10 protein-coding genes are annotated in these 13,077 nt (G+C 58.5%); 3 read left to right on the top strand and 7 right to left on the bottom strand.

What is annotated here, in order from left to right:
- Position 1: 1 nt before the first annotated feature.
- The 4 genes from wzzE to trxA form a co-directional block, all read right to left on the bottom strand.
- On the bottom strand, positions 2–1,054 hold the full coding sequence (wzzE, locus tag ACJ8PI_RS19165) for an ECA polysaccharide chain length modulation protein (protein ID WP_033636634.1): 1,053 nt from the start codon (positions 1,052–1,054) through the stop codon (positions 2–4).
- A 20-nt stretch (positions 1,055–1,074) separates the two neighbouring features.
- Complete coding sequence (gene wecA / locus ACJ8PI_RS19160) at positions 1,075–2,172, bottom strand: UDP-N-acetylglucosamine--undecaprenyl-phosphate N-acetylglucosaminephosphotransferase (protein ID WP_049233749.1); 1,098 nt, start codon at positions 2,170–2,172, stop codon at positions 1,075–1,077.
- A 296-nt stretch (positions 2,173–2,468) separates the two neighbouring features.
- Positions 2,469–3,728, bottom strand: a complete 1,260-nt coding sequence (rho, locus tag ACJ8PI_RS19155; protein ID WP_004934188.1) for a transcription termination factor Rho — start codon at positions 3,726–3,728, stop codon at positions 2,469–2,471.
- Between the two features lie 400 nt (positions 3,729–4,128).
- Positions 4,129–4,455: a thioredoxin TrxA gene (trxA, locus tag ACJ8PI_RS19150; protein ID WP_033636629.1), complete on the bottom strand. Its 327-nt coding sequence runs from the start codon at positions 4,453–4,455 to the stop codon at positions 4,129–4,131.
- Positions 4,456–4,586: 131 nt separating this feature from the next.
- On the opposite strand from trxA, the gene rhlB reads away from it, so the two are divergent.
- Both rhlB and ppx read left to right on the top strand, forming a co-directional pair.
- Positions 4,587–5,873: an ATP-dependent RNA helicase RhlB gene (gene rhlB, locus ACJ8PI_RS19145; RefSeq protein ID WP_004934183.1), complete on the top strand. Its 1,287-nt coding sequence runs from the start codon at positions 4,587–4,589 to the stop codon at positions 5,871–5,873.
- Between the two features lie 5 nt (positions 5,874–5,878).
- Entirely contained in the window at positions 5,879–7,375 is a 1,497-nt protein-coding gene (gene ppx / locus ACJ8PI_RS19140; RefSeq protein WP_033636627.1) for an exopolyphosphatase, read from the top strand.
- Positions 7,376–7,552: 177 nt separating this feature from the next.
- Here the strand turns inward: ppx and rep are convergent, their stop codons facing one another.
- Positions 7,553–9,577 (bottom strand): DNA helicase Rep, encoded by a 2,025-nt coding sequence (rep, locus tag ACJ8PI_RS19135; RefSeq protein WP_033654001.1) that lies wholly within the window; start codon positions 9,575–9,577, stop codon positions 7,553–7,555.
- A 109-nt stretch (positions 9,578–9,686) separates the two neighbouring features.
- On the opposite strand from rep, the gene ppiC reads away from it, so the two are divergent.
- Positions 9,687–9,968: a peptidylprolyl isomerase PpiC gene (ppiC, locus tag ACJ8PI_RS19130; protein ID WP_004934175.1), complete on the top strand. Its 282-nt coding sequence runs from the start codon at positions 9,687–9,689 to the stop codon at positions 9,966–9,968.
- 25 nt (positions 9,969–9,993) lie between these two features.
- Here ppiC and ACJ8PI_RS19125 read toward each other — a convergent pair whose 3' ends face one another.
- A complete protein-coding gene (locus ACJ8PI_RS19125) occupies positions 9,994–11,496 on the bottom strand; it encodes a M16 family metallopeptidase (protein WP_033636624.1) in 1,503 nt (500 codons plus the stop codon).
- 260 nt (positions 11,497–11,756) lie between these two features.
- On the bottom strand, positions 11,757–13,043 hold the full coding sequence (locus ACJ8PI_RS19120; RefSeq protein WP_049195648.1) for a dicarboxylate/amino acid:cation symporter: 1,287 nt from the start codon (positions 13,041–13,043) through the stop codon (positions 11,757–11,759).
- Positions 13,044–13,077 lie beyond the last annotated feature (34 nt).

Here is a 13,077-nt window from a genome sequence, read left to right as displayed (position 1 = left end):
TTTAACTACGCGGCCGACGCGCCAAGGCAACGCCCGCGCCAACCAAAGCGCCCATCGCGCCCCACAGAATCAGCCAGAATACCCGGCGCGGGCTGTCGCGTTTTACCGGCTCTTCCGGCGTGCGCAAATAACGATAGGTCTGGAACTTCTCATCCAACGTCGGGCCAACGTTCAGCGTCGCCAGCATCGCGCGGTTCTGATCGTAATCCAGGTCATAGGTCGGGCCGGAGGCCTGCAGGCCTTCCAGACGCGCCTGCAGCATTGGCCGGCCCAGCAGGAACAGATCCGAATCCGGCAGTTGCTCGGCCGGAGTGTCGGTCTGCGCGCGGCTGATCCCCTGGCTTTCGGCGATTTTCAGCGCCTGCTGCGTGGTGTTCAGCTCGCGCTTGTAAACCGACTCCGCCACCGCTTCCTGCCGCTTGACCTGCGCCTTCATTGAGGTAGTGCGAGCGGCCCACGCCCCCTGGATCTCTTCGTTCAGGTGCAGGGCAGCGCGGTGGCTGGCGAAGGCCACGTATTGACGCAGCAGGCGGTTGGCGTCCGCGGCAGTTTCCGCCGTCAGCTTCACGCCGTCGTTCGGCACTTTCTTGTCGTCGCGCGGCGTGAACAGGATGTTGTTGATCAGCTCGTCGAGCAGCGCCGCATCCGCGCGGGCATCCCCTTCCTGACGTTGCTTGTAGTAATCGCTCTGCAGCCAGAAATCGCGACGCGTATCGTAAGCCGCCAGCTGCATGATGAACTCATTGTAGGCTTCGTCCGCGATGCTCGGCTGATCGCCGGCCGTCGCCGGCAGCGTGCGCACATCCAGATTGCGCAGGAACTGCTGCTGGGAGTAGTAACCGCCCAGCGCATTCACCGTGGGTTTGTCGGTGATTGCGGTCGCGCTCCATTCTTGCTTTACCAGATAAGAGACGATCAGCGCGACCGCCGCGAACAGCACCGCAATGCCGATAATCCACGGTTTGCCGCGCCACAGGGTGCAGCACAGGCCGCGGATATCGAGTTCGTTATCCACCGCCGGGGTATGCTTGTCAGACGTTGTTTCTGGATTCATCACAGCCAAAAAGCCTCTGGTTAAGATACTTGCTTGTTATCGCTCGAACGCCGCAGACGACGCTTGATACGCTTAATGTACCGCGCAACCCGCCAGGCGCGCTTGATGCAGTAACCGTACAGGAAGAAAGCAAGCAAGAATAATGCCAACATAACCCACTCTGGGATAAAAGTCAGGCGTTCGCCGATCACGCCAACCGCCGCCAGCAATGCGGCCGCCAGGGTAATCAACACAAAAGCCTGCCGCGGCGTAAAGCCGGCTCGCATGATCAGGTGGTGAATATGTTGACGATCGGGAGAGAAGGGGCTCATCCCCTTGCGTAAACGACGATACATGATTGCTATCATGTCCATCAGCGGAATAGCGATGATCCACAGTGCGGTCACCGGATTAATCGAGTGTGCCTTGCCCTGCGAGCTTTGCAGCAGCAGCCAAATGGCGGTAAAGCCGATCAGGGTACTGCCAGCGTCCCCCATGAACACCTTATAACGGCGGCCGAGAATGCCGAGGTTGAGCAAAATATAGGGAACGATGGTAGCGATCATCGCAAAGCACCAGAACGCCATCTCATGGTGGCCGCTCAGGTACAGCAACAGACCCAGCGCGCCGAAGGAGACGCACGACAGCCCACCCAGCAGGCCATCAATGCCGTCGACCATGTTGAAGGCGTTGATCGCCGCCCATACTGCGAACAGCGTCACCAGATAGCCGAACGGCCCCAGCAACATCTCCCAATCACCCAGTACATGGCCGAAGCTGCGCAGATACAGACCGGCGAACACCATCATGGCGATGCCGACCAACGCCTGCACCAGGGCGCGGATTTTAACGCTGATGTCGAAACGATCGTCGAGCGCGCCCACAAACACCAGAATGCCGGCGCAGGTAAGATAAAGCTTGGCGTGCGCGATAGGTTGTTCGGAAATCCAAAACGCGAAGCACAATCCGGCATAAACGGAAATACCGCCGACCAGTGGAATCAGCCCCTGATGGCGTTTGCGATAATTGGGTTTATCTACCAGACCAATACGTTTTGCCGCCTTGCGGGCAACAAAGAGAAAAGCCAAAGAAAACAGGAAAACAAATAGAATTTCAGTACTCATAGTGAGTAAGTTCACAGTTAACAGATCTCTGTAGAAGATAAGGCAGCTTACCACGGGCAATAGCTTGTGCCATCGACCCCCGCCACCTTTCGGTCATTTCCTATGACAACGGTGATTCATGCCTATTTTCTTCGCATCGGCTGACAAAACGACAGCAGCAAAGCCGACCGGCACCGAGCCGACCGACAAACAAGATGAATTCTCAATAAGTCGAGGAAACAACTTACTTTTCCATTACTGCTACTTATCGTATCCGCCAAAAGCGAAAAACGCCACGACTAGGCGTGGCGTTCAGCGAATTTTTTAACGAATTATGAGCGTTTCATCATATCGAAGAATTCATCGTTGGTTTTAGTCATCGCCAACTTATTAATGAGGAACTCCATCGCGTCAATCTCACCCATCGGGTGAATGATTTTGCGCAGGATCCACATTTTTTGCAGCTCTTCGGAAGTGGTGAGCAGCTCTTCTTTACGGGTACCGGAGCGGTTGTAATCGATCGCAGGGAATACGCGCTTCTCGGCGATTTTACGCGCCAGGTGCAATTCCATGTTGCCGGTACCTTTGAATTCTTCGTAGATCACTTCGTCCATCTTCGAACCGGTATCGACCAACGCGGTCGCGATGATGGTCAGGCTGCCGCCCTCTTCCACGTTACGCGCCGCACCGAAGAAACGCTTCGGACGATGCAGGGCGTTGGCGTCCACACCACCGGTCAGCACCTTGCCGGAAGCCGGTACCACGGTGTTGTAGGCACGCGCCAGACGGGTGATGGAGTCGAGCAGAATGATCACGTCTTTCTTGTGCTCAACCAGGCGCTTGGCCTTCTCGATCACCATTTCGGCCACTTGCACGTGGCGCGAAGCCGGCTCGTCGAAGGTCGATGCGATCACTTCGCCTTTCACCAGACGCTGCATCTCGGTCACTTCTTCCGGACGTTCGTCGATCAGCAGCACCATCAGCACGCAGTCTGGGTGGTTGTAGGCGATGCTCTGCGCAATATTCTGCAGCAGCATGGTTTTACCGGCTTTCGGCGGCGCCACGATCAGGCCGCGCTGGCCACGGCCAATCGGTGCCGCCAGATCCAGTACGCGCGCCGTCAGGTCTTCGGTCGAACCATTGCCGCGCTCCATCCGCAGACGGGAATTGGCGTGCAGCGGCGTCAGGTTCTCGAACAGGATCTTGCTGCGGGCGTTTTCCGGCTTGTCGTAGTTGACTTCGTTGACTTTCAACAGGGCAAAATAGCGCTCGCCTTCTTTTGGCGGGCGAATCTTACCGGAAATGGTGTCACCTGTGCGGAGGTTGAAGCGGCGGATTTGGCTAGGGGATACGTAGATGTCGTCGGGACCGGCGAGGTAGGAACTGTCTCCAGAGCGGAGGAAACCGAATCCATCCTGCAATATCTCGAGCACGCCGTCGCCGAAGATATCTTCTCCGCTTTTCGCATGTTGCTTCAGAATGGAGAAGATAATGTCCTGCTTGCGCATGCGGGCAAGGTTTTCCAGCCCCATATTTTCGCCGAGAGTAATCAGCTCAGAAACCGGCGTATTCTTTAATTCGGTAAGATTCATAGTGGTGGGTTCTTAAACTCGGGGTATGTCTCGAACTTGTATCGTGAATGGTATGGCAGCGAGATGCGTGCCTGTTTACTGGACGTTCGATCACCGGGCGCAGAGCCGTCGCGGTAAGAAATGGCTTACATCGGGCGCACGCATTGACGGTTGAAGATCGAAGGTACCTTAAAAATGATTTTTGCAAAACCGTTTGATTGCCAAAACACGGGCTGAGTTCAGTTTACTTTCAACGCCAGTGATTCGACACAGAGTATAGCTTTAGATTCAAACTCTTTAGATTTAAAACTTCGGGCAAGTTCTATATGCAGTGTGGTTAAACTTAACACGCTTCTTGGCAGGCGTCTAGCGGTGAATTGAACATCACCGCCAGGCGCCTGATACTGGGCTTCCCGCCCGATTACAGATTCGCGTTCAGGAAATCTTTGAGCTGACCTTTGGACAACGCGCCAACCTTGGTCGCGGCCACTTCACCGTTCTTGAACAGCAACAGCGTAGGGATGCCACGGATACCGTACTTGGGCGCGGTAGCCGGGTTCTGATCGATATTCAGCTTGGTGATGGTCAGTTTGCCTTCGAACTCTTCGGCAATCTCATCCAGAATCGGAGCAATCATCTTGCACGGCCCACACCATTCAGCCCAGAAATCGACCAGGATCGGCCCTTCCGCTTTCAGCACGTCAGCGTCGAAGCTGCTGTCAGTCAGGTGAATAATTTTATCGCTCATGTTCTACTCCACAGGATTATGTCTACCTTGTTGGTGTAGCATTAACCAACTCAAGGTGATTTTATTGCACCGCGTTTATTTCAACGGATGTGCTTTCGTAAAGCAATAGTTAGCTGATATTCTACCACACTATGAGCAAAACACACTTGACTGAACAGAAGTTTTCCGACTTCGCCCTGCACCCGTTAGTCCTTGAAGCCCTTGAGAAAAAAGGGTTTCACAATTGCACGCCCATCCAGGCGTTAGCATTGCCGCTCACGCTCTCCGGGCGTGACGTTGCAGGTCAGGCGCAAACCGGTACCGGAAAGACGCTGGCGTTTTTGGCGTCTACTTTTCACTATTTGCTGACTCACCCGGCGAAACAGGATCGCCAGACCAATCAGCCGCGCGCCTTGATCATGGCGCCTACGCGTGAACTGGCGGTGCAAATCCACTCCGACGCAGAAGCGCTCTCCCAGAGCACCGGCCTGAAACTGGGCCTGGCCTACGGCGGCGACGGCTACGACAAACAGCTGAAAGTGCTGGAAAGCGGCGTGGACATTCTGATTGGCACCACCGGCCGTTTAATCGATTACACCAAGCAGAACTATGTCGATCTCGGCGCGATGCAGGTTGTCGTGCTGGATGAAGCCGATCGCATGTACGATCTCGGCTTTATCAAAGACATCCGTTGGCTGTTCCGCCGCATGCCTGCGGCCGATCAACGCCTGAACATGCTGTTCTCCGCCACCCTGTCCTATCGCGTACGCGAGCTGGCCTTCGAGCAGATGAACAACGCCGAATATGTTGAAGTGGAACCGGAACAGAAAACCGGCCACCGCATTAAAGAAGAGCTGTTCTACCCGTCCAACGAAGAAAAAATGCGCCTGCTGCAGACGCTGATCGAAGAAGAGTGGCCGGATCGCGCCATCATCTTCGCCAACACCAAGCACCGCTGCGAAGACATCTGGGGCCATCTGGCCGCCGACGGTCACCGCGTGGGCCTGCTGACCGGTGACGTGGCGCAGAAAAAACGCCTGCGCATCCTTGACGACTTCACCAAGGGCAACCTCGACATCCTGGTCGCCACCGACGTCGCCGCGCGCGGTCTGCACATTCCTGCCGTCACCCACGTCTTCAACTACGATCTGCCTGACGATTGCGAAGACTACGTGCACCGCATCGGCCGTACCGGCCGCGCAGGCGCCAGCGGCCACTCCATCAGCCTGGCGTGTGAAGAGTACGCGCTCAACCTGCCGGCGATCGAGACCTATATCGACCACAGCATTCCGGTAAGCAAGTACAATAGCGATGCGCTGCTGACCGATCTGCCGGCGCCGAAACGCCTGTCGCGCCCGCGCGGCGGCAACGGCCCACGTCGCAACTCCGCGCCTCGTCGCGGCGGCGCGCCGCGCAACAACCGTAAACGCTCGAGCTGATCGCCATGCTCAGCTCCAGCACGCTTTATGCTGCCATCGATCTCGGCTCCAACAGCTTCCATATGTTGGTGGTGCGCGAGGTGGCCGGCAGCATTCAGACCCTGGCGCGGATCAAGCGCAAGGTGCGCCTGGCGGCCGGGCTGGATCAGAACAATCACCTGTCGCATGAGGCCATGCAACGCGGCTGGCAGTGCCTGCGGCTGTTCTCCGAACGCCTGCAGGACATTCCGCGCGAGCAGATCCGCGTCGTCGCCACCGCCACGCTGCGCCTGGCGTCCAACGCCGATGAGTTCCTGCAGGCAGCCGAGCAAATCCTCGGCTGCCCGGTACAGGTGATCAGCGGCGAAGAAGAAGCACGGCTGATTTATCACGGTGTCGCGCACACCACCGGCGGGCCGGATCGGCGGCTGGTCGTCGACATCGGCGGCGGCAGCACCGAACTGGTCACCGGCACCGGCGCACAGGCATCGCAGCTGTATAGCCTGTCGATGGGCTGCGTCACCTGGCTGGAGCGCTACTTCAGCGATCGCAACCTCGGGCAAGAAAACTTCGAGCGCGCCGAACAGGCCGCGCGCGAAATGGTGCGGCCGATCGCACCGCAGCTGCGCCAGCAAGGTTGGCAGATCTGCGTCGGCGCTTCCGGCACCGTACAGGCGCTGCAGGAGATCATGGTGGCGCAAGGCATGGATGAGCGCATCACCCTGCCCAAGCTGCGCCAGCTGAAACAGCGCGCCATTCAGTGCGGCAAGCTGGAAGAGCTGGAGATCGAAGGGTTGACGCTGGAGCGCGCGCTGGTGTTCCCGAGCGGCCTGTCCATTCTGTTGGCCATCTTCCAGGAACTGGGCATCGAAAGCATGATGCTGGCCGGCGGGGCGCTGCGTGAAGGCCTGGTTTACGGCATGCTGCATCTGCCGGTGGAGCAGGATATTCGCATCCGCACCATCCGCAACCTGCAGCGCCGCTACCTGATCGACACCGAGCAGGCCGAACGCGTCAGCCAACTCGCCGCCAACTTCTCGCAGCAGGTCGCCAACGAGTGGCAGCTGGATGCGCGATGTCGCGAGCTGTTGCACAGCGCCAGTCTGATCCACGAACTCGGCCTCAGCGTCGATTTCAAGCAGGCGCCGCAACACGCCGCCTACCTGATCCGCCATCTGGACTTACCCGGCTTTACCCCGGCGCAGAAAAAACTGCTGGCCACCCTGCTGCAAAACCAGAGCAACCCCCTCGACCTGTCGCTGTTGAACCAGCAAAACGCCCTGCCGCCGCGCACTGCGCAGCGTCTGTGCCGCATTTTGCGCCTGGCGATCATCTTCGCCAGCCGCCGCCGCGATGACACGCTGCCGGCGGTGCGGTTGCGCGCCAATCAGGACGATGAACTGACGGTGATCTTGCCGCCGGGTTGGCTGGAACAGCATCCGCTGCGCGCCGAGGCGCTGGAGCAGGAAAGCCACTGGCAGAGCTACGTCCACTGGACGCTGCGGTTGGAGGAACAGCGTTGAAATGACCAGGGCGCGATTCACGCCCGAGGTTAATGGCAAACCTGATGACATTGCCAGGTTTACAGAAGACAGCATATAAAAAATAAGGAAAATCAATTCATTGATTTTCGACTGATAACCACAAAGGAGGAAAAACCACGCTTTTTCCTCCTTTGTCAGTCATCTAGCCCTGTCTTTTTAATTCCCGCCTTTGGCCTTGGCCAGCTGGGCGCGGATATTGGCCAGATGGCTCTGCCCTTTCTGCATCCGCTCCTGCGGGCTCACCACTTTGCGCTCGGTTTCCCATGCCAAATCGTCCTGCGGCAGCTCCAGCAGGAAGCGGCTCGGCTCCGGCCGCACCAGCTCGCCGTACTGACGGCGCTCGCGGCACAGGGTGAAGATCAGCTCTTTTTGCGCGCGGGTGATCCCCACATAGGCCAGACGCCGCTCTTCATCGACATTGTCTTCATCGATGCTGCTCTGGTGCGGCAGCAGGCCCTCTTCCATGCCCACCAGGAACACATAAGGGAACTCCAGCCCCTTGGAGGCGTGCAGCGTCATCAGCTGTACCTGATCCAGCTCTTCTTCGCTTTCACCGCGTTCCATCATGTCGCGCAGGGTGAAGCGCGTCACCACCTGGGTCAGCGTCATCGGCTCGTCCAGATCGCTGCCTTCCAGCATCTCCGTCATCCAGCCGAACAGCGTATTGACGTTCTTCATTCGCATTTCGGCGGCCTTCGGGCTGGTCGAGGTTTCAAACAGCCAGCTCTCATAATCCACGCCGCGGATCAGATCGCGCACCGCCGCCACCGGCTCACGTTCCGCCTGCTGGGCGATGCCGCCCAGCCAGTGGGTGAAACGCTGCAACGATTCCAGCCCGCGTCCGGTCAAGTGCTGGCTCAGCCCCAGATCGAAACTGGCGTGGAATAAACTCTTGTTGCGCTGGTTGGCCCATTCGCCGAGCTTCTGCAGCGTCGCCGGGCCGATCTCGCGCTTGGGGGTATTGACGATGCGCAGGAAGGCGCTGTCGTCTTCCGGGTTGGTCAGCACGCGCAGGTAGGCCAGCAGATCCTTGATCTCTGGGCGCGAGAAGAATGAGGTGCCGCCGGAAATCTTGTACGGGATGCGGTTCTGCATCAGCATCTTTTCAAACACCCGCGACTGGTGGTTGCCGCGGTACAGGATCGCATAGTCGCCGTAGTTGGTCTTTTTCACGAAGTGGTGGGCTATCAACTCTCCCACCACCCGCTCGGCTTCGTGATCCTCGTTGTTGGCGGTCACCACCTTCAGCTCTTCGCCGTACCCCAGCTCGGAAAACAGCCGCTTTTCAAACACGTGCGGGTTATTGGCGATCAGAATGTTGGCCGCCTTCAGAATGCGCTCGCTGGAACGGTAGTTTTGCTCCAGCTTGATCACCTGCAGCGCCGGGAAATCTTCCTTCAGCAGCACCAGGTTCTGCGGCCGCGCGCCGCGCCAGGAGTAGATCGACTGGTCGTCGTCACCCACCACGGTAAAGCGCGCGCGGTTGCCCACCAGCAGCTTAACCAGCTCGTACTGGCTGGTGTTGGTATCCTGGTACTCATCCACCAGCAGATAGCGAATACGCTGCTGCCAGCGTTCGCGCACCTCTTCGTTGCGTTGCAGCAACAGCGTCGGCAACAGGATCAGGTCATCGAAGTCCAGCACGTTGCACGCCCGCATATGGGCGTGGTACAGACCGTAGCAGTGGGCGAACAGCTTGTCGCGCTCCGAGCGCGCCAGCGCCGCCGCCCGCTGGGGATCGATCAGGTCGTTTTTCCAGTTGGAGATGGTCGAAATCAGCTGCGCCACCAGCGTTTTATCGCTTTCCAGCCACTTTTCGGTCAGCTCTTTCAACAGCGCCAGCTGATCCTGATCGTCAAACAGCGAAAAGTTGGACTTCATCCCCAACGCCACGTATTCCCGCTTGATGATCTCCAGCCCCAGGGTATGGAAAGTGGAAATCATCAGCCCGCGCGCTTCTTTGCGCCCCAGGGTTTGCGATACGCGCTCTTTCATCTCGCGCGCGGCCTTGTTGGTAAAGGTCACGGCGGCGATGTGCCGCGCCTGGTAGCCGCAATGGTGGATCAGGTGGGCTATCTTGTTGGTGATAACGCGCGTCTTGCCGGAACCGGCACCGGCCAACACCAGGCAGGGCCCGGTAACGAATTCGACGGCTTGTTGTTGGCTGGGGTTTAATCGCATGGTGCTGGCTTGCTCGGCTGTAAAACGTGGAAGGGAATTGTAGCAGAAAGCGCCGATGAGATTTAGCGGGTATAATCAGCGCAATTTTCGCATCGACAAAGGCAATACCATGGCAAAAACGGCGTGCGCCCTGCACATTCTGGTAGACAATGAAAAGCTGGCCAACGAGCTGCTGGCCAAGCTGAAGCGCGGTGTCAGCTTCGACACGCTGGCGCGCAAATACTCGAGCTGCCCGTCAAAACGCAACGGCGGCTCGCTGGGCGAATTCAACAAGGGCGCGATGGTGCCGGCGTTCGATAAAGCGGTGTTCAGCATTCCGCTGCTCAAACCTTACGGCCCGGTCAAAACCCAGTTCGGTTACCACATCATCAAGGTGCTGTACCGCAACTGAGGGGGCCTGAGCCCCCTGTTGGGCATTACTGCGCGCCGGCGTCCGTCGCCGGTGCAGCCACCGCGGCGTCGGCCGGTTTGGCTTCCTCCGTCACCACCGCCGGCGCCGGCATCATGATGCCGTCATAGGTTTCCTGCAGCTGCTTCATGCTCATTTCCGGCTCGCCCTTCGGCTGCATCAGCACCAGCGTCGCCTCCTGAGAAAGCTGCAGCTTCAGCGCCTGATTCAGCGTCTCCAGCGTCAGGCTGGACAGGAACTCCTGGCGCAGCTTCTGATACAGTTCCGGCGCGATATCCACCACCCCGCTCTGCTGCGAACGCAGGCGCTGGCTCATCAGCACATCGGTGTCGGTGCGGGCGTAGGTCGCGAACAGCTTGCTCAGCTGATCGTTTTTCTGCGCCAGCAGCGCATCGAATTCTTCTTTCGACAGGCCGTTGTCACGCACGTTGGCCAGCTCGCGGGCGATAAAGCCCAGGCTGCCGTTCAGGTTGTTGTTCGGCGTATCCAGATGGATGGCGCACTGCCCGCGCTGGTACTGCACGCGGCAGTCAAAGCCCAGATGCAGGCTCTTCTGGTCGCTTTTTTCCAGCGTCTGCTGGAGATGCCAGAACAGCGCCTCGCGGGCGAGATCGCCACGCCAGTAACGGAGCAGGCTCTGCGAATCGCGAATCGGATGCCACGGCGAATCCCACATGATCGACAGCGTATCCTGTTTCACCTGCTCGCTGATCAGGCTCACCGGCTGTTGCGGCAGCGGCGTCAGAGTCGGCATCGGGGCCGGGGTTTCACGTTTGCCCTGCAGCGGCGAGAACGCCTTGTTGATCTGCTCGCCCAGGCTGCGGCTGTCGACCTTGCCGACAACGAACAGCGTCATGGCATCCGGGGTATACCACTGTTGATAGAATTTCTTCAGCTGTTCGAGGTTGACCGGCCGTTTCGCCGGCTGCGCCGGATCGTGCGCCAGCAGCGTCGAGCCTTTCAGGCGGTAACGCCACCAGACGTCTTGGGTATTGGGCGGGAAAGTACCGACCGGATTGATGGTGGAGTTCATCACCGCGTGCACCGTATGCTCGTCGATCGCCAGTTTGCCGGTGGTGTCCGCCAGCCAGGCCAGCGCTTCTTTCAGCAGGTCAGGCCGGTTATTCGGCAGGCTGAGATTATACATGGTGAAATCATACGAGATGATAGCCGGCGGCAGCGGCCGCTCGTTATCCACGCTCTGCTGCCACAGGGCGCGCAGCTGCGGCGCGGTAAAGCTTTCACTGCGCGTCAACGCCAGCCGCGGCAACAGCTGGGCGAAGCCGGTCTGTTGCGAAGACTCCACCAGAGAGCCGGTATTGACGATCAGCCGCAGTTCCACGCGGTCGCTTGGCCGCTGCGGCGTATCGAGAATTTGCCATGAAAACCCGTTGGCCAGCGCCCCCTGCTGCCAGGCAGGATCGGGTTGTAGTGCTTCAGCCTGCACGCTGCTACTGGCTGCAGCCAATAGCAGCCCACCAACTATAAGATGAATTCTGGTGCCCTGCATGTGAACCCCTACTTAATGACTATCCAATTTCTTATGCAAATGCGTGTATTCCATTCAATGGAATCATAAAAATACGCCCTGAGTTTCACAGTGGGGCGGAAAGCAGAAAGTGTACCATCGTGTTAGACCGCGCGCCTTTGCGGATGTCACTCATTAGAGTGAAAAATAATAGATAGCGGGGTTTTTAATGCAAGAAATCGTTACGAGGCAGGGGGAAAACCTCACCGGCCGCGGCTGCGGCCGGTGATTCGCCGTCAATATCAGGCGGAAGGCAGCGTTTTGTCCTCGCCGGCGTTTTTGTTGTTCAGCGTGGCTTTCAGCTGTTTCTCATCCAGTTGGCCGCACCACCTCGCCACGACCACGGTCGCCACCCCGTTGCCCACCAGGTTGGTCAGCGCGCGGGCTTCCGACATGAAGCGGTCGATGCCGAGGATCAGCGCCAGGCCGGCCAACGGCAGGTGGCCGACGGCGGAGATGGTGGCGGCCAACACGATAAAGCCGCTGCCGGTCACGCCCGCCGCCCCTTTGGAGGAGAGCAGCAACACCACCAGCAGGGTAATCTGATGCATGATGTCCATGTGGGTGTTGGTCGCCTGCGCGATAAACACCGCGGCCATGGTCAGGTAAATAGAGGTGCCGTCCAGATTGAAGGAGTACCCGGTCGGGATCACCAGGCCCACCACCGATTTCTTGCAGCCCAGCCTCTCCATTTTATCCAGCATGCGCGGCAGCGCGGACTCGGACGACGAGGTTCCCAGCACGATCAGCAGCTCTTCTTTGATGTAGTTGACGAATTTGAAAATGCTGAAGCCGTTGGCGCGGGCGATGCTGCCCAGCACCACCACCACGAACAGGATACAGGTGATATAGAAGCACACGATCAGCTGGCCGAGTTGCACCAGGGTGCCAACGCCGTATTTACCGATGGTAAACGCCATGGCGCCGAAGGCCCCCAGCGGCGCCAGGCGCATGATCATGTTGATGATGCCGAAAATCACCCGCGAGAAGCTGTCGATCACGTTGAAGATCAGCTGCCCCTTCTCACCCAAGCGATGCAGGGCGAAGCCGAACAGCACCGCGAACAGCAGCACCTGCAGAATGTTGCCGCTGGCGAACGCGCCGATCACGCTGCCGGGGATGATGTCCAGCAGGAACGGGATGATGCCCTGCTGCTGCGCCTGTTCGGCGTAGACTGCCACCGCCTTGGCGTCCAGCGTGCCTGGATCGACGTTCATGCCGACGCCCGGTTGCACCAGGTTGACGATCACCAGGCCGATAATCAGCGCGATGGTGCTGACGATTTCAAAATACAGCAGCGCGATGGCGCCGGTGCGGCCCACCGCCTTCATGCTTTCCATGCCGGCGATGCCGGTCACCACGGTGCAGAAGATCACCGGGGCGATAATCATCTTGATCAGTTTGACGAAGCCATCGCCAAGAGGTTTCATCTCGGCGCCGAGGTCAGGGTAGAAATGGCCAAGCAGGATACCCAGCGTGATCGCCGTCAGCACCTGAAAATAGAGGCTCTTAAAGATCGTTGTTTTCATATGAACATCCTATGGGGGGAAGACACGCACCAGG

Source organism: Serratia sp. CY82433 (genome assembly GCF_052166535.1).
Taxonomy (GTDB): Bacteria; Pseudomonadota; Gammaproteobacteria; order Enterobacterales; family Enterobacteriaceae; genus Serratia; species Serratia sarumanii.
The sequence above is the reverse complement of the archived record's forward strand: the minus strand, read 5'-3'. Positions and strand labels throughout refer to the sequence as shown.